We start from the raw sequence: 15644 nt of genomic DNA on the forward strand, positions 1-15644 counted from the left end.
GTCACCAACCCACGCCGTGGCCGAACGGGTACGGCGTCGGTCCGGGCACCGCGACCGGCAGCTTGCCCACCGGCGTCACCTCGCCGGTGATCACCCTGGCCAGCGATTGCATCGAGACCGCGCCGTAGGAGTAGGTGGCCAGCCACGTCGGCGCGGCGGTGTGCGCCACGTCGTACGGGTTCTGCGCGGCCACCGCGACGACCGGTTTGCCGGTGGCGAGGAGCCTGGTCAGCAGGGTCTGCTGGGCCGGTTGGCGGGACAGCGCGTTGGTGAGCACGACGACCAGGTCCGCGTTGGCCGCGGCCTGCACGGCGGCGGTGATCTGCGCTTCCGTCGGCGCGGTGCCGGTGGGCAGCGCGGTGCCGCCCAGCGCGGCGGCCAGGGTGCGGCTCGTCGTCTCGCCCCAGCCGGTGACCAGCGCGGACGTCGGCTTGGCGGCCAGCGGCAGCACGCCCGCGTCGTTGCGCACGGCGGTGATGGTGCGGTCGGCGATCTGCCGTGCGGCGGCCAGGTGCTCGGGCGTGCCGAGGGCCGAATCGACCTTCTGGACGTCCACCGGCGGGCTGGTGAGCATCCCGCGCAGGAACTTCATCCGCAGCACCCGCAGCACGCTCTGGTCGATGCGCCGCTCGGTCAGCTCGCCGCCGCGGACCGCCGCGAGCACGCTGTCGACGGCCACCTGCAGGTTCACCGGCATGAGCAGCTGGTCGACACCCGCCTTCAGGGCCAGCACGGGGATCTCGGCGTCGGAGTGCAGCTGCCGCACGCCCGCCATGGCGAGCGAGTCGGTGATGACCACGCCGTCGTAGTCCAGGTTCTCCCGCAGCAGGTCGATGGCGGGCTTGGAGAGCGTCGCCGGTTCACCCGAAGGGTCGATCTTCGGCATCTGGATGTGCGCCGTCATGATCGAGTCGATGCCCGCGGCGATGGCGGCCTTGAACGGCGGGGCGTCCAGCTCGCTCCACTCCGCCTCGGTGCGGTCGACCTTCGGCAGGGTGGCGTGGCTGTCCTGGTCGGTGTCGCCGTGGCCGGGGAAGTGCTTGGCGGTCGCGCTCACCACGTGCCTGGACAGGGAACGCCCCTGGTAGCCCCGCACCTGGGCGGCGGTCATCTCGGCCGCCAACGCCGGGTCGCTGGAGTAGGAGCGCACGCCGATGACCGGGTTCGCCGGGTTCGAGTTGACGTCCGCGTCCGGCGCGAAGTTCTGGGTGATGCCCATGGCCCGCAGCTCACGGGCGGTGATCCGGGCGGCGCGCTCGGCGTCCGCGGTGCTGCGGCCCGCGCCGAGGGCCATGTTGCCGGGGAACTGGGTGGCGGGCGCGCCGATGCGGGTGACGATGCCCATCTCCTGGTCGGTGGAGATGGACAGCGGGATGCGGCTCGCCGCCTGGAGGCCGTTGGAGAGGGCGGCGATCTGGCGCGGGGTGTCGATGTTGTCGTAGCTCGAGTTGTTGAAGTAGATGACACCGCCCGGCTGGAACTTCGCCACCACTTCGGCCGGGGTGGCGACGCCGAAGTCGCGCAGGTTGCCGGGGTGCGCCTCGTCCGATGACTGGCCGTGCACGTAGGTGACGAACAGCTGGCCGACCTTCTGCTCCAGCGACATGCCTTCGACCAGGGCGGTGAGGCTGTGCACCCCGATGCCCTGGGATCCTGTCGGCGCGGCTTGCGCGGGTGGTGTCGCGACGGAAGCCGCGACCACGGCGACGGCGACGAGCGGACGGAGCACTGCGGCCTCCCACTGGGAAATCTTCCACCACTAAGTGGTGACAATCGGTAAGTTACCCACGTCACAGAGGCGGGTCAACGGGTTGCGCTGTGTGGGCATTGTGGCGGGGAGCACCGACAGATCCGGCAGGCGGGGGCGTCACCCGATCGGGCGGCCTCGGGCGGCTGTTCAGTTCTTGGCACAAATTCTTGGCACACAAAAACGGTGGGGCACCCTCGTAAGGGGCCCCACCGTCAACGGCGCGGGCTTCCGAGTTACCAAGCGTGCAACTCGTGTCGTACCAACCTGGCCTCGGCGTCCGGCGTCCCGGTACGCAGGCCCTAGACGACAAGCCTCCCGCGGCGTGCTGCGCGTGGGTGTCTCGAAGTCCGCGCACGGAGCTCTGTCGGGGTGAACGATGCTTCTCTTCCGCTTCGTCCCTGGCCGACCCGAGGTCCGCACCTCCATTTGTAGTAGCTGTTCGGCGTCACAGCAAGGGCTCGATGGGGTGCACCGGTCAAGCCACGTTCAGTAGCGGAAAGGCTTTCCCGGCAGTGGTTCCCGGCGGGTGGGGGCCGCAGGTACCGCTGACCGGGGCAAGCCGGGGTGAATCAGCTCCGACGCCGCCTGCGCAGGCCGTACCAGGCCACGCCCGCGGCCGTAGCGGCGCCCAAACCGATGGCGGTGACGGCGACCGCCGTGCCCGACGGGCGGGGGATCCGGGCGCGCAGCGACACCGGGTCGGAGAACGTCAGCACCGGCCACCCGCGCTGTGCCGCGATCTTGCGCAGCGCGCGGTCCGGGTTGACCACGGTCGGGTGGCCGACGGCCTCCAGCAGCGGCAGGTCGGTGATGGAGTCGGAGTAGGCGTAGCAGCGGCTCAGGTCGTAGTCGTGCTGCTCGGCGAGCTGCTTGGCGGCGATCGCCTTGTTCTCGCCCGCGCAGTAGAAGTCGACCTCGCCGGAGTAGCGGCCGTTCGCGACCACCATCCGCGTGCCGACGCTGTGCGTCGCGCCGACCATGGTGGAGATGGGCGCGACCAGCTCCTCGCCGGAAGCGGACACGACGACCACGTCGTGGCCCTCGGTCTTGTGGTCGGTGATGAGCTGGGTGGCCTCTTTGTAGACGAGGGGGTCGACGATGTCGTGCAGCGTCTCATCGACGATCGAGCGCACCTGCTCGACGTCCCATCCCTCGCAGAGCGCGGTGATGTGCGAGCGCATCCGGTCCATCTGGTCGGCGTCGGCGCCGGCCAGCATGAAGACGAACTGCGCGTAGGCGCTCTTGAGCACCGCTCGCCGGTTGATCAGGCCCTCTTGGAAGAAAGGCCGGCTGAACGCCAGCGTGCTCGACTTGGCGATGACGGTCTTGTCCAGGTCGAAGAACGCGGCGACTCGATTGCCTTCGGTGGCGTGCTCGGTCACCGGTCCAGCTTAAGGCGGGCGGGTCGGCACCGGCGGCGGTGGTCGTTCGGTGCTTTACGAACTGAGTGTGTGGTCCACCGAATTTTCCGCGTCCCTCTAACGGAAGACACGCATGACCCTGTCCTGTGGGGATACAGTAGACGGGTCCGGCTCGACCGGACAGGTTCAGTCCGACCCCCCGGGACTGAACCAATGACGACCCCCGTCCCTCCCCCCTGGCGGGGGTCGTCCCATGTCCGGGGTCGGTTTTCCGGGGCGTTCCGCTGGACCTCCGCGCACTTGCGCCCCTTCTTGCATCGACTTCCGATCTTCCGCCGCGCCGTTCCGCGGCCGTCCCGCGCTGTCCCTGTCGGCCCTCGTGCGTCCACTCGCGGAGCCCTCGGTTGTCCACAGCCGGTCCGGTTGTCCACATGTTGATCATGAACCGTTGTGTCCTTCCTCACCGCTCGCCACCGTGGGACCCGTAGATCGACAACGGGGAGGGCGGGATGAAGCGACCGGTGGCGTTGGTGGCCGAAGCGGGTCTGGTGGAGGAAGTGCTGCACGCGGCGGCGGTCGTCGGGTGCGAGTTGGAGCGGGTGGTCGACGTGACCGCGTTGCGCGGTCGTTGGCACGGCGCTCCGGCGGTGGTGCTGGACGAGGAGGCGGTGGTCGCGTGCGCGGCGGCGGGGTTCCCACGCAGACCGGGTGTTCACGTCGTGGGTGCCGGTCCGCCCGATCCCGCGACGTGGCGGCGTGCCTTGGCCTTGGGTGCGGAGCAGGTCTTGGAGCTACCTGCCGACCACGACCGGCTGCGCGCCGTGCTGGCCGACGCCGCCGAGGGCAGTCCGGTCGGTGAGGGCAAGGTCCTGGCGGTCCTGGGCGCCCGTGGTGGTGCCGGCGCGTCGGTGCTGTCGGTGGCGGTGGGTCAGGCCGTGCTGTCCACAGGCGGCCACGGCTTGCTCGTCGACTGCGACCCGTTGGGCGGCGGCCTCGACCTGACGTTGGGCGCGGAACGCCAGGAGGGCCTGCGCTGGCCCACGTTGCAGCTGACCGGTGGCCGCGTCCCGGCCGCCGCACTCCGCTCGGCGCTGCCGGGTCGCACCGGAAGGCGCGGGAGCCTGACCGTGCTGTCCTGCGGCCGAACCGGCCCCGGCCCGGAACCGGATGCCGTGGTCGCGGTGATCGAGGCCGGCCGGCGCGCCGGCGGAACGGTCGTGTGCGACGTACCGCGCCAACTGACCGACGCCGCCTGCGCCGCACTCGACCGAGCCGACCTGGCGGTCCTGGTGGTGCCGGCCGACGTCAAGGCGTGCATGGCGGCCAAGACGTTGGTCGAACAGGCCGCCGAACGCGGCGTGCGGCTGAGAGCCGTAGTCCGAGGCCCAGCCCCGGGCGGCCTGTCCACCGCGCAGGTGGTCGAAGCGGTGGACGTCCCCCTGCTCACCACCATGCGCCCGGAACCGAGGCTGGCAACAGCCCTGGACAACGGCCGCTTCCCCGAAACCACCCGCGGCCCCCTGGCGAAGGCGGCCCGAGAAGTCCTGGCGGCACTCCATGACTGTTGATCGGCCTGTGACTGTTGATCGGCCTGTTGATCGCAACCGCGCTCCAACCCGACCCCACCACCCCACGCCGCTGTCGACGGTTCTGTGCGGTGAACGGTCCGCGCCTCACGTGCGCGCCCCGGCGCGGACCGGCTGCTCGCTTCATGCGGTCGGGTTCGCGGTCGGGGGCGGGAGTGGGGGTGCTTTGTGAGTTGTGATCGGAAACCGACTGTCAAGCGGCATCCCGGGTTTCGGCCGGCTCCGGTGTTCCGGACTTGTCGTCCGGTGCTGCTGTCGGCGCTCGTGCTTGCCGAGCTGTCCTTGCCTCATCCGGTGGCTTCTTCGGTCTCTTCGGAGCGGCAGGCGGGCGTTGGGCGGCGGGCGTTGGTCGAGGCGGCGCGGGAGGTCTTGGCGGTGCGTGGCGGGGAGGTGGGTTGTGAACGATCTGGTTGAGCGCGTTCGGCAGCGGCTGGCCAATGGGCGCAGCGACCTCACTTCCGCCGCTGTCGCGGCGGCGGTGCGGGGGGAGGCCGGTGGGGTGCTGGGCGACGAGGACGTCCAGCGGGCGCTCACGGTGCTGCGCCAGGAGTTCGTCGGCGCTGGGCCGCTCGAACCGCTCCTGCGCGACCCGGACACGACCGATGTCCTCGTCACCGGGCCCGATCAGGTGTGGGTCGACGGTGTCACCGGGCTGCGCCGGACGGACGTCACCTTCCCGGACGAAGCCGCTGTGCGCCGACTCGCCCAACGGCTCGCGGTGGCGGCCGGTCGGCGGCTGGACGATGCGGCGCCCTACGTCGACGGGTGGTTGCCGGGCTCGGTGCGGTTGCACGCGGTGTTGCCGCCGATCGCGCCGCTCACCTGCCTGTCGTTGCGGGTCCTCCGCCCGGCTGTGCACGACCTGGCGACGCTGCAGGCGTGCGGCACGTTCGACGAACCGACGGGCGACCTGCTCCGGGCGATCGTGATGAGCCGCCAGGCGTTCCTGGTCGTCGGCGGCACGGGGTCGGGTAAGACGACGCTCCTCGCCGCGCTGCTGGGCTGCGTGCCGCACCACGAACGGGTGGTGTGCGTGGAAGACGCGGGGGAGTTGGAGCCCGACCACCCGCAGGTCGTTCGGCTGTTGGCACGCGGTCCGAACGTCGAGGGCGCGGGCGAGGTGACGATGCGCGACCTGGTCCGGCAGGCGTTGCGGATGAGGCCGGATCGGATCGTGGTCGGGGAGGTTCGGGGAGCGGAAGTGTGCGAGCTGCTGTCCTCCCTCAACACCGGGCACGACGGTGGCGCGGGCACGTTGCACGCCAACTCGCCGGCGGAAGTCCCGGCACGGCTGGAGGCCTTGGCGGCGCTCGGCGGGCTTGACCGGCACGCGTTGCACAGTCAGCTCGCCGCGGCGGTGAAGGTGGTGCTGCACATGCGCCGTGCTCGCGACGGCACCCGGTACCTGGCCGAGATCGGTGTGCTGGAACGCCGGTCCGGCGAGCTGGTCGTCCGGCCGGCCTGGCGGCGTGACGATGGCCGGCAGGAAGCCGCCGCAGAGCTGGAGTCCCTGGTGGGGGCGCTGTGAGCCTCCTGCTGCTGGCCGCCGCACTGCTGGTCTTGCCGCACTCGGCGGCGCGCCGACGCCTGGCCGGGCTTCAGCGCGGACCGAAACCCCGGTGGAAGCCGCCGAAACCCAACCAGCCGCTTGCCGTCCTGGCGGGCACCGCATTGGGCATCCCGATCGGCGTGGGCGGGGCGATCGCGGGCGCGTTGCTGGCCTCGACCGTCTGGCGCACGTACCGGGAGAGCGCACGGCAACGCGACCACCTGAAGGCGTCTGCGGCTCTCGCAGACGGGCTGAAGGCGTTCGTCGCCGAACTGCGTTCTGGCGCCCACCCGGCCAAGGCCGCCATCGGTGCCGCCGAGGACGCGGAACCACCGGCGACGGACGTCCTGCGGGCGATCGCGGCGACGTCGGCACGTGGCGGGGATGTGGAAGCGGCGCTCACCGACTTCCCGGACGCCCACCACCTGGCGCGGGCGTGGCGGCTGTCGGCGGTGCACGGCGTGCCGTTGGCCGAGGTGCTGGACGCGGTCCGGCGAGACCTCGACCGGCGCACCGCGTTCGCCAGACAGGTCCACGCCCGCATGGCCGGTCCACGAGCCGGCGCCGCCGTCCTGGCCGGCCTACCGCTCTTCGGCGTGGTGCTCGGCGAACTGGGCGGCGCCGGTCCGCTGGCCGTCCTGACCGGCACCGCGCCGGGACAGGTGCTGCTGGTCGTCGGAGTGGTCCTGATCTGCGCCGGGCTGCGCTGGAGCGGTCGCCTGACCAGGCAGGTGATCGCATGACCCTGCTGCTGCTCGCCTTGGCGCTCCTCGCGTTCCCACCACCACCGAGGGCCGCGTCGAGGCTGAAATCGAAACCCCGGCGGCAGCCCAGGCCCAAGCCGAGGCCACCGGACCCGTTCGCCCGAGCGGCGACCTGGGACCTGCTGGCCGCCGCCCTCCGGGCAGGGCTGCCGGTGGCCAGAGCGGTCCACGCCGTGCTGGCGGGCGTCCCACCGGGCCCGGCCGAACGCCTCCGCGAGGTGGTCGACCTGCTGACGCTGGGCGCGGACCCGGTGAACGCGTGGGCCAAAGCCCTCGACCACCCGGACACCGCACCGCTGGCGAGAGCCGCACGCCGCACCGCACGTTCCGGCGCGGCCCTGGCCGGTGCCGCGGCGGACCTGGCCGCGGAGGCGCGGGCGACCGTGTCCGACCAAGCCGAGGCCCGCGCGCAACGAGCCGCCGTCCTCGTGGCGGGACCGCTGGCCCTGTGCTTCCTGCCGGCGTTCCTGTGCCTGGGTGTGCTGCCCGTGGTGATCGGTCTCGTCGGCAGCGTCAGCGAGAACTGGTGAAAGTCCACAGTAGACGGGAGAAGGCAGATGCCTCGAAGCGGGGAAAAGGTGTTGGACGACAGTGGGATGTCCACTGTGGAATATGCGATCGGGACGATCGCGGCGGCGGGACTCGCCGTGCTCCTGTACTCGATCGTGACCGGGGATTGGACGCTGAACCTCCTCCAAGGCCTGCTGCAACGAGCTTTCACGGTGGACGCGTGAAGCGCGACTGCGCCCCGGCGAAGGTGTTCGGGGACGACCGGGGCGCGGTGACGGTCGAGGCGGCGCTGGCGGTGTGCGGGTTGGTCGTCGTCCTGGCGCTCGGCGTCACCGCGGTCATGGCGGTGGTGGGGCAGCTCCGGTGCACCGACGCGGCACGGGAGGCGGCCCGGTTGGTCGCGCGTGGCGACGACGCGCGGGCTGACGGCGTGGTCGAAGCGATCGCGCCCGAAGGGGCTCGGTGGGCGGTCCACAGAGAGGGGGACACGGCGTGGGTGGAGGTCAGCGCCTCGCGCCTGGGCGTGGAGTTGAAGGCACGTGCCTACGCCGTGCTGGAGCCGGGGGTGGCGGATGGATGACCGCGGGGCGGCCTCGGTCGTCGCGGTGGCCGTCGCCGGGGTGTGGTTCGCGCTGGTCGTGGTCGGCGTGCAGGTGGGGGAGGCCGTCGTGACCAGGCATCGGTTGAGCGCGGCGGCCGATCTCGGCGCGTTGGCGGCGGCCGGGAGGCTGGTGTCCGGAGCCGCCCACGCCTGCGAACGGGCCAAGTGGGTCGTCGAACGGATGGACGCCCGGTTGGCGGCTTGCGACGTGCACGGGTGGGAGGTCATCGTGCGGGTGTCCGGTCCGGCCTCGGTGTTCGGCGCGCCCAGCGCACGTGCGCGTGCAGGTCCGACTGAACGATGACCCCTACCTGCCGCGACGAACGGTCGTCCACTGGCGGTGAGCGGACTCACATGACCGCAGATTCGCGGCTTCGCGGTGGGTGAACCGCCTCCACACCGTTCTGCCGGCCGCCCGCACCCACCGCGTTCGCCGTGCCACATCGACCAGTTGTCGACTGGCGGTTACCAAAACCCCCGGTCATGTCGTTAGTTCAAGTGGTGGCACCGACACGGTGTCGAACAACGCCCGACACGGTGTCGTGGATCGCAACGCATGGAGGCGAACGAAAAATGGAGTGGTCGGATAGCTGGCGCGGGGCCTTCCGCATCGAGCTGCGCGCAGAGGCGGTCAACCTCGCGTGGCACGGGTGGCCTGTGCTGCCGGGCACCTATCCGGCGGGTGAGCAGTGGGCCGGGCGCAACGGGGTCGAGGACGACGGCCCGGTTCCGGTGCACCGCGACTGGCAGGAGCGCATCGGCACCGAGGCGGAGCAGGTCGCCACCTGGTGGGCGGGCCACTCCTACAGCATCCTGCTGGCCACCGGTCACGGCGTGGACGCCATCGAGGTGAGCGCCGACCTCGGCCGCCGGGCCGCGGTCGAACTGCGCGCCACCGGCATCCCCGTCCCGATCGTGGCGACCCCGGAGGGCCGCTGGATGTTCCTGGTCGCCTCCGGCGGCACGGCCATCCCGAGCGCCACGAGCACCGACGGGGACGTCAAGCACTACGGCCAGGGCGAGTACGTCCCGCTGCCGCCGAGCCCCGCCCAGGTCGGCGTCGTGCACTGGCGGGTCAAGCCGCAGATCTGCGCGTGGCAGCTGCCGCACGCGAACGTGGTCCGGGACGCCCTGCTCCAGGCCGCCAACCCCACCCCCGCCTACGGCCTGGTCGCCGCCGACCGGTCCTGATCCACGTGGCCGTGCCGGATGTCGTGGCGTCTCTCCCCGACCACCCCGAGCACGACGTCCAGCACGGCCACCCCGCCCGCCTTGTCCAGCGGATCGTTGCCGTTCCCGCACTTCGGCGACTGCACGCAGGACGGGCACCCGGCCGGACATGCGCAAGCAGCGATGGCCTCCCTAGTAGCGACCAACCACGGGACGACCGCGTTGAACCCGCGGTCGGCGAACCCGGCTCCCCCGGGATGACCGTCGTGCACGAACACCGTCGCCTCCCCGGTGTCCTGGTGCAGTGCGGTCGAGACGCCGCCGATGTCCCATCGGTCACAGGTCGCGAAGAGCGGTAGCAGGCCGATCGCCGCGTGTTCGGCGGCGTGCAGTGCGCCGGGGACGCGCGCCGGAGCCAGACCGGCGCCCCCCGGCGCACTGCCCAGCAGTTCCGCCGACACGGTGTACCAGACCGCCCGCGTCACCAGCGTCTGCGCGGGCAGGTCCAACGGCACCGAGTCGATCACCTGGCCGGACGGCAGTTTCCGCAGGTACCCGACGACCTGCGAGGTCACCTCCACCTCGCCCAGGCACACCGTCACCCCGTCGAACGCCCGCTCCTCCAGCACCCGCACCACCGAGATGTCCTTGGTGTCACGGGCCGTCGTCGACCAGTCCGGCCGCTCCGCGTGCACCAACGCGATAGCGCCGTCCAGGTCGAGGTGGTCCACCACGTACGACTCGCCCTGGTGCAGGTAGACCGCCCCCGAGTGCACCTGCCAGCACGCCGCGCCGGGGTCGACCGTGCCGAGCATCCGACCCGAATCGGCCTCCACCACCACGACCTGCTCGCCACCGGACCCGCGGATGTCCACGTCGGCGTGCGGCCGGTCGTGCGAAGTCCAGTACCAGCCGTTCGGCCGCCGCCGCAGCACCCGCCGCGCCGCCATGTCCTCCACCACGGCCAGCGCCGCGTCACCGCCGAACGAGGCCAGCGACTCCGGCGTCAACGGCAGCTCGGCCGCCGCGCACGCCAGCTGCGGCTCCAGCACGTACGGGTTCGTCGGGTCCAGCACCGTCGCCTCGACCGGCTTGTCCAGCACCGCCGACGGGTTGTGCACCAGGTAGGTGTCCAACGGGTCGTCCCGCGCCACGAACACCACCAGCGCGTCCGAGTCGCCCGTCCGCCCCGCGCGCCCGGCCTGCTGCCAGAACGACGCCAGCGTGCCGGGGAACCCGGCCACCACCACGGCGTCCAGCCCGACGATGTCGACGCCCAGCTCCAACGCGTTCGTCGTCGCCACACCCAGCAGCTCGCCGGACGACACCGCCCGCTCCAACGCCCGCCGCTCCTCCGGCAGGTACCCGCCGCGATAAGCGGCCACCCGCGAAGCCAACGACGGGTCGACCTCCGACAGCAGCCGCCGCGCGCCCAACGCGGTCAGCTCCGCACCCACCCGCGACCGCACGAACGCCAGCGACCGCGCGCCCTCCACCACCAGCTCGGCCAGGATCCGCGCCGTCTCGGCCCCCGCCGACCGGCGCACCGGCGCACCGTTCTCGCCTTCCAGTTCCGCCAACAGCGGCGGCTCCCACATCGCCACCGTCCGCCCGGCGCGCGGCGAACCGTCCTCCGTCACCGCCGCGCACGGCGCCCCGAGCAGCGCCGAAGCCGACGCACCCGGATCGGCCACCGTCGCCGACGCCAGCACGAACACCGGGTCCGCGCCGTACCGCTGGGCGACCCGCCGCAACCGCCGCAACAACAACGCCACGTGCGAACCGAAAACACCCCGGTACGAGTGACATTCGTCGACCACCACGTACGACAGCCGGCGCAGGAACCGGATCCACCGGGCGTGGTTGGGCAGCACGCCCCGGTGCAGCATGTCGGGGTTGCTGAACACCCAGTTGGCGTGCGCCCGCACCCAATCGCGTTCCGCCATCGGAGTGTCACCGTCGAACGACGCCGCGCGCACGTCCGGCACGCCCAACGAAGTCACCGATCTCAACTGGTCCGCACCCAACGCCTTCGTCGGCGAGAGGTACAGAGCTGTTGCCTTCGGATCAACTGTCAACGCGCTCAGAACCGGCAATTGGTACGCCAGTGATTTGCCGGACGCCGTGCCCGTCGCCACCACCACGTGTGATCCTGACCACGCGAGCTCCGCCGCCTCGACCTGGTGCCGCCACGGTTCGGCCACACCCCGTTCCACCAGCGCCGACACCACCGGGGACGGCGTCCACGACGGCCACGGGACGGGCTGCGCCGCACGCGGCGGCAGGTTTTCGGTGTGCGTCAGCGGCGATTCACCGGCCGGAACACCGGCGAGGACCCGGTCCAGCAAACGACGTCCCTGGTTCGCCACGGGCGCAGCTTCGCACATCACGGACCCCCTCACGAGGGATAAGACTCAGCCTGCGCGCATAACGGTGTGTGCACGGATCGGGACGCGCCGTTGTGGACTTGCGCGCTATGAATAGACTCCGCCGAATCGCATCCAATGAGGGATGCATCACGTTGTGTCGGGGCTGACAGTCGCGTGAGTGACCCGCCTCACACTAGCGGGGTGTGACCCACGTTGGGTTAGGAAAACTCACCAGGAGGACGGATGTCCCGGCAATTCCTCGCGGAGGGCCTCGAGCTCTCCGGAGGTGATCGCGGCCTCGTCGCCGTGGTCGCCGTGGTCGCCCTGGCTGCCCTGGCCGTGGGCTATGTGCTGCTCCGGGAGGTACTGGCCGCGGGCCAGGGGACCTCCAAGATGCAGGACATCGCCAAGGCGGTCCAAGAGGGCGCAGCGGCCTACCTCAACCGGCAGTTCCGAACGCTCGGCATCTTCGTCGTCATCGTGTTCGTGCTGCTGTTCATGCTCCCCGCCGAGGACTTGGGGGAGCGCATCGGCAGGTCGCTGTTCTTCCTCGTCGGTGCCGGCTTCTCCGCCACCATCGGCTACCTCGGCATGTGGCTGTCGACCCGCGCGAACGTGCGCGTCGCCGCCGCGGCCAGGGAGCCCGCCGGCCGGGAGAAGGCCATGCGGATCGCGTTCCGCACCGGTGGCGTGGTCGGCATGTTCACCGTCGGCCTCGGCCTGTTCGGCGCGGCGCTGGTCGTGTTCGTCTACGTGGGCCAGGCGCCGCGGGTGCTGGAGGGCTTCGGCTTCGGCGCCGCGCTGCTCGCCATGTTCATGCGGGTCGGCGGCGGCATCTTCACCAAGGCCGCCGACGTCGGCGCTGACCTGGTCGGCAAGGTCGAGCAGGGCATCCCCGAGGACGACCCGCGCAACGCGGCGACCATCGCGGACAACGTGGGCGACAACGTCGGCGACTGCGCCGGCATGGCCGCGGACCTGTTCGAGTCCTACGCCGTCACCCTGGTGGCGTCGCTCATCCTGGGCACCGCCGCGTTCGGCGCGAAGGGCCTGCTGTTCCCGCTGATCGTCCCGGCGATCGGCGTGCTCACCGCGGTCATCGGCGTCTACATCACCGGCGCCCGGACCGGCGAGAACGGCCTCACCGCGATCAACCGCTCGTTCTACATCTCGGCGGTCATCTCGGCGGTGCTGTGCACGGTGGCGGCGTTCCTCTTCCTGCCCAGCTCGTTCGCGGGCCTGGAGGGCGTGTCCGAGGACATCGCCCGCACCAGCGGCAACCCGGCCCTGATCGCGGCCATCGCGGTGATCATCGGCATCGTGCTGGCGGGCGTCATCCTGTGGCTGACCGGCTACTTCACCGGCACCGAGCACAAGCCGGTCAAGGAGGTCGGCCGCACCTCGCTCACCGGCGCGGCGACCGTCATCCTGTCCGGTATCTCGGTCGGCTTCGAGTCGGCGGTCTACACCGCGCTGGTCATCGGCGGCGCGGTCTACGGCGCGTTCCTGCTGTCCGGTTCGGTGGTCGTGTCGCTGTTCGCGGTCGCGCTGGCCGGTTGTGGCCTGCTGACCACGGTCGGCGTCATCGTGGCCATGGACACCTTCGGCCCGGTCTCCGACAACGCCCAGGGCATCGCCGAGATGTCCGGCGACGTCGACGGCGAGGGCGCGCAGATCCTCACCGAGCTGGACGCGGTCGGCAACACCACCAAGGCCATCACCAAGGGCATCGCGATCGCCACCGCCGTGCTGGCCGCGACCGCGCTGTTCGGCTCCTACCGGGACGCCATCGAACAGGCGCTGCGGGACGTCCAGGTCGGCCTCGGCGAGGTGCCGGTGTCGTTCACCAACGTGGTGTTCAGCCCGAACGTGCTGGTCGGCCTCCTGATCGGCGCGGCCGTGGTGTTCATGTTCTCCGGTCTCGCGGTCAACGCGGTGACCCGTGCGGCGGGCGCGATCGTGTTCGAGGTGCGCCGCCAGTTCCGGGAGAACCCGGGCATCATGGACGGCTCGGTCAAGCCGGAGTACGGCAAGGTCGTCGACATCTGCACGAAGGACTCGCTGCGCGAGCTGGCCACCCCCGGTCTGCTCGCGGTGCTGGCGCCGATCGCGGTCGGCTTCGGCCTCGGTGTCGGCCCGCTGGCCGGGTACCTGGCCGGCGCGATCGCCACCGGCACCCTGATGGCGGTGTTCCTGGCCAACTCCGGTGGCGCCTGGGACAACGCGAAGAAGCTGGTCGAGGACGGCAACCACGGCGGCAAGGGCTCCGACGCCCACGCCGCGACCGTCATCGGCGACACCGTCGGCGACCCGTTCAAGGACACCGCCGGTCCGGCCATCAACCCGCTGATCAAGGTGATGAACCTGGTCTCGGTGCTGATCGCGCCCGCCATCGTCGGCTTCTCGGTCGGCGCGGACGCGTCGGCCGGTATCCGGTACACGATCGCGATCGTGGCGGTGGCGATCATCGTGGCGGCCGTGGTCGTGTCCAAGCGGCGCGGCACGGCCATCGCGGACACCCCGGCGGAGGCGACCACCTCCGCGTGAGCCCGGTGTGAAGGCGGGGTGCCGCACTCGGTGGCACCCCGCCTTCGCTTGCTCCGGATAGGCCGAGTGGGGGCACACTTGTCGGTGATGCCTAGGACTGTTGGGAGCACCCTCATGAGACTTCTTCCGCTGGTCGCCGCGGCCGCCCTGGTCGTGGCGGTTGCCGGGTGCGGGTCCGGGGGTGACTCCGCGCCACCCACGTCGCCGTCGGCGCCGTCCGACGCGCCGGCGGTGGCGTACATGGACAAGGTCTGCACGGCGGTGGCCGCGTTCACGGCGGTGCCCAAGACGCCGCCGAAGCTCGACGCGAACGACCCGGCGAAGCTCAAGGCCGACATGGCCGTGTACATGGGCCAGATGGCGGACGCGTTCAGCCAGACCGCCACCAAGCTGCGCGAGGTCGGGCCGTCGCCGATGCCGGGCGGCACCGAGCAGGTGGAGAAGATGGCGGTGACGTTCACCGACATCGCGAAGAACTTCACCGACGCGAAGGCGGCCATCGAGGCGGCGGACGCCAACGACCCGGTGGGCGGGCTGCAGGCCGCCGGTGAGGCCATCACGCGGTTGAACGACTTCGTGGAGCCCCTCAAGCAGCTGGAGGCGTCACCGGAGCTGTCGGCGGCGGCCGAGCAGGCTGCTTCCTGCCAGAACCTGACGACGTTGAGCCCGTCGGAGTCGGTGCCACCCACCTCGTAGTAGGTTTCCCCCTCGTCTTTCGACTCCTTGGGGGGCTTTGGTGAAGCACAGCGTGAAGCACCGCGTCGTTCTCGCGGCGGCGTTCGCCGTTGTTCTGGTCACCGCGGCGTGCGGCGGTGGCGGATCGTCGTCGTCCTCGGGCTCGGGCTCGTCCGCGACCACCACGACCACGACCGCGGCGGCCACCGCCGACCCGGTCGAGTGGACCGGCACGTTCTGCGACGGCATCGGGCCCACCGTGCAGGGTGTGCTGGACCTGCTGAAGATCATGTTCGAGGGCGGCGCCGAGGACCCGGCCAAGCAGAAGGCCGCGCTGCTCGACTACAGCGCCAAGGCGGGCGAGTCGATGTCCGAGGCGGGCGAGAAGCTGGAAGGCCTCGGCGCGCCCTCGGCGGAGACCCAGGTCCTGCACGACGAGCTGGTCAAGTTCTTCACCGACTCGGGCAAGACGTTGACCGAGGTCAACACCGAGTTGGCGAAGCTGGACCCGGCCGACCCGCAGTTCGCCACCAAGCTGGAGCAGCTGGGCGGCGACCAGGCCGACCCGTCCAAGCTCCAGGAGCAGATCAAGAAGCTCCAGGAGGACCCGAAGCTCGGCGAGGCGTTCAAGCAGGCCCCGCAGTGCGTGCAGATGGCCGAGACGCTGAAGAGCCTCGGCAGCTGACACCGTGCTGATGCACGTGAGGCCGTTGGGGTACGTGGTTCAGCCCTTCGGAGACTGGCCGTGGTCGAACGTGTGTT

Annotated in this window: 14 protein-coding genes; 11 read left to right on the forward strand and 3 right to left on the reverse strand. The window is 71.2% G+C overall.

The window, feature by feature from the left end:
* Position 1: 1 nt before the first annotated feature.
* Together FM051_RS27025 and FM051_RS27030 are read right to left on the reverse strand one after the other, a co-directional pair.
* On the reverse strand, positions 2 to 1729 hold the full coding sequence (locus FM051_RS27025; protein WP_158848121.1) for a glycoside hydrolase family 3 protein: 1728 nt from the start codon (positions 1727 to 1729) through the stop codon (positions 2 to 4).
* 590 nt (positions 1730 to 2319) lie between these two features.
* On the reverse strand, positions 2320 to 3132 hold the full coding sequence (locus FM051_RS27030; RefSeq protein WP_158848123.1) for an HAD-IB family hydrolase: 813 nt from the start codon (positions 3130 to 3132) through the stop codon (positions 2320 to 2322).
* A gap of 488 nt (positions 3133 to 3620) precedes the next feature.
* Here FM051_RS27030 and ssd point away from each other — a divergent pair, with 488 nt between their 5' ends.
* From ssd to FM051_RS27070, 8 genes are all read left to right on the forward strand, one after another.
* A complete protein-coding gene (gene ssd, locus FM051_RS27035; RefSeq protein WP_158848125.1) occupies positions 3621 to 4679 on the forward strand; it encodes a septum site-determining protein Ssd in 1059 nt (352 codons plus the stop codon).
* A 415-nt stretch (positions 4680 to 5094) separates the two neighbouring features.
* Positions 5095 to 6225: a TadA family conjugal transfer-associated ATPase gene (locus tag FM051_RS27040; protein WP_158848126.1), complete on the forward strand. Its 1131-nt coding sequence runs from the start codon at positions 5095 to 5097 to the stop codon at positions 6223 to 6225.
* Positions 6222 to 6989: a type II secretion system F family protein gene (locus FM051_RS27045; RefSeq protein ID WP_158848128.1), complete on the forward strand. Its 768-nt coding sequence runs from the start codon at positions 6222 to 6224 to the stop codon at positions 6987 to 6989. Before FM051_RS27040 ends, FM051_RS27045 begins: the two co-directional genes overlap by 4 nt.
* Entirely contained in the window at positions 6986 to 7540 is a 555-nt protein-coding gene (locus FM051_RS27050) for a type II secretion system F family protein (RefSeq protein WP_158848130.1), read from the forward strand. Before FM051_RS27045 ends, FM051_RS27050 begins: the two co-directional genes overlap by 4 nt.
* A 66-nt stretch (positions 7541 to 7606) precedes the next feature.
* On the forward strand, positions 7607 to 7744 hold the full coding sequence (locus FM051_RS27055; RefSeq protein WP_238412676.1) for a DUF4244 domain-containing protein: 138 nt from the start codon (positions 7607 to 7609) through the stop codon (positions 7742 to 7744).
* Positions 7741 to 8100 (forward strand): TadE family type IV pilus minor pilin, encoded by a 360-nt coding sequence (locus FM051_RS27060; protein WP_238412677.1) that lies wholly within the window; start codon positions 7741 to 7743, stop codon positions 8098 to 8100. The genes FM051_RS27055 and FM051_RS27060 overlap by 4 nt, the downstream gene beginning before the upstream one ends.
* Positions 8093 to 8425: an Rv3654c family TadE-like protein gene (locus FM051_RS27065; RefSeq protein ID WP_158848134.1), complete on the forward strand. Its 333-nt coding sequence runs from the start codon at positions 8093 to 8095 to the stop codon at positions 8423 to 8425. The genes FM051_RS27060 and FM051_RS27065 overlap by 8 nt, the downstream gene beginning before the upstream one ends.
* A 269-nt stretch (positions 8426 to 8694) precedes the next feature.
* Positions 8695 to 9312, forward strand: coding sequence for a bifunctional DNA primase/polymerase (locus FM051_RS27070; RefSeq protein WP_158848136.1), 618 nt, complete (start codon positions 8695 to 8697; stop codon positions 9310 to 9312).
* Here the strand turns inward: FM051_RS27070 and FM051_RS27075 are convergent.
* Complete coding sequence (locus FM051_RS27075; protein ID WP_158848138.1) at positions 9282 to 11678, reverse strand: DEAD/DEAH box helicase; 2397 nt, start codon at positions 11676 to 11678, stop codon at positions 9282 to 9284. The two genes, FM051_RS27070 and FM051_RS27075, sit on opposite strands and share 31 nt — an antisense overlap.
* A gap of 225 nt (positions 11679 to 11903) precedes the next feature.
* Here FM051_RS27075 and FM051_RS27080 point away from each other — a divergent pair, with 225 nt between their 5' ends.
* From FM051_RS27080 to FM051_RS27090, 3 genes are all read left to right on the forward strand, one after another.
* Complete coding sequence (locus FM051_RS27080; protein WP_158848139.1) at positions 11904 to 14207, forward strand: sodium-translocating pyrophosphatase; 2304 nt, start codon at positions 11904 to 11906, stop codon at positions 14205 to 14207.
* A 114-nt stretch (positions 14208 to 14321) separates the two neighbouring features.
* Positions 14322 to 14903 carry a hypothetical protein gene (locus FM051_RS27085; RefSeq protein WP_158848141.1) on the forward strand — a complete coding sequence of 194 codons (582 nt, stop codon included), beginning with the start codon at positions 14322 to 14324 and terminating at the stop codon, positions 14901 to 14903.
* 40 nt (positions 14904 to 14943) lie between these two features.
* Positions 14944 to 15567, forward strand: a complete 624-nt coding sequence (locus FM051_RS27090; RefSeq protein WP_158848143.1) for a hypothetical protein — start codon at positions 14944 to 14946, stop codon at positions 15565 to 15567.
* The last annotated feature ends 77 nt before the right edge of the window (positions 15568 to 15644 follow it).

This window comes from Saccharothrix deserti (genome assembly GCF_009769385.1).
In the GTDB taxonomy this organism is placed as follows: Bacteria; Actinomycetota; Actinomycetes; order Mycobacteriales; family Pseudonocardiaceae; genus Actinosynnema; species Actinosynnema deserti.

Excerpts from the sequence above, each read along its gene's own strand:
- FM051_RS27065 (WP_158848134.1), top strand. The coding sequence starts at position 8,093 with ATGGATGACCGCGGGGCGGCCTCGGTCGTCGCGGTGGCCGTCGCCGGG.
- FM051_RS27070 (WP_158848136.1), top strand. The coding sequence starts at position 8,695 with ATGGAGTGGTCGGATAGCTGGCGCGGGGCCTTCCGCATCGAGCTGCGC.
- ssd (WP_158848125.1), top strand. The coding sequence starts at position 3,621 with ATGAAGCGACCGGTGGCGTTGGTGGCCGAAGCGGGTCTGGTGGAGGAA.
- FM051_RS27050 (WP_158848130.1), top strand. The coding sequence starts at position 6,986 with ATGACCCTGCTGCTGCTCGCCTTGGCGCTCCTCGCGTTCCCACCACCA.
- FM051_RS27085 (WP_158848141.1), top strand. The coding sequence starts at position 14,322 with ATGAGACTTCTTCCGCTGGTCGCCGCGGCCGCCCTGGTCGTGGCGGTT.
- FM051_RS27055 (WP_238412676.1), top strand. The coding sequence starts at position 7,607 with ATGTCCACTGTGGAATATGCGATCGGGACGATCGCGGCGGCGGGACTC.
- FM051_RS27075 (WP_158848138.1), bottom strand. The coding sequence starts at position 11,678 with ATGTGCGAAGCTGCGCCCGTGGCGAACCAGGGACGTCGTTTGCTGGAC.
- FM051_RS27080 (WP_158848139.1), top strand. The coding sequence starts at position 11,904 with ATGTCCCGGCAATTCCTCGCGGAGGGCCTCGAGCTCTCCGGAGGTGAT.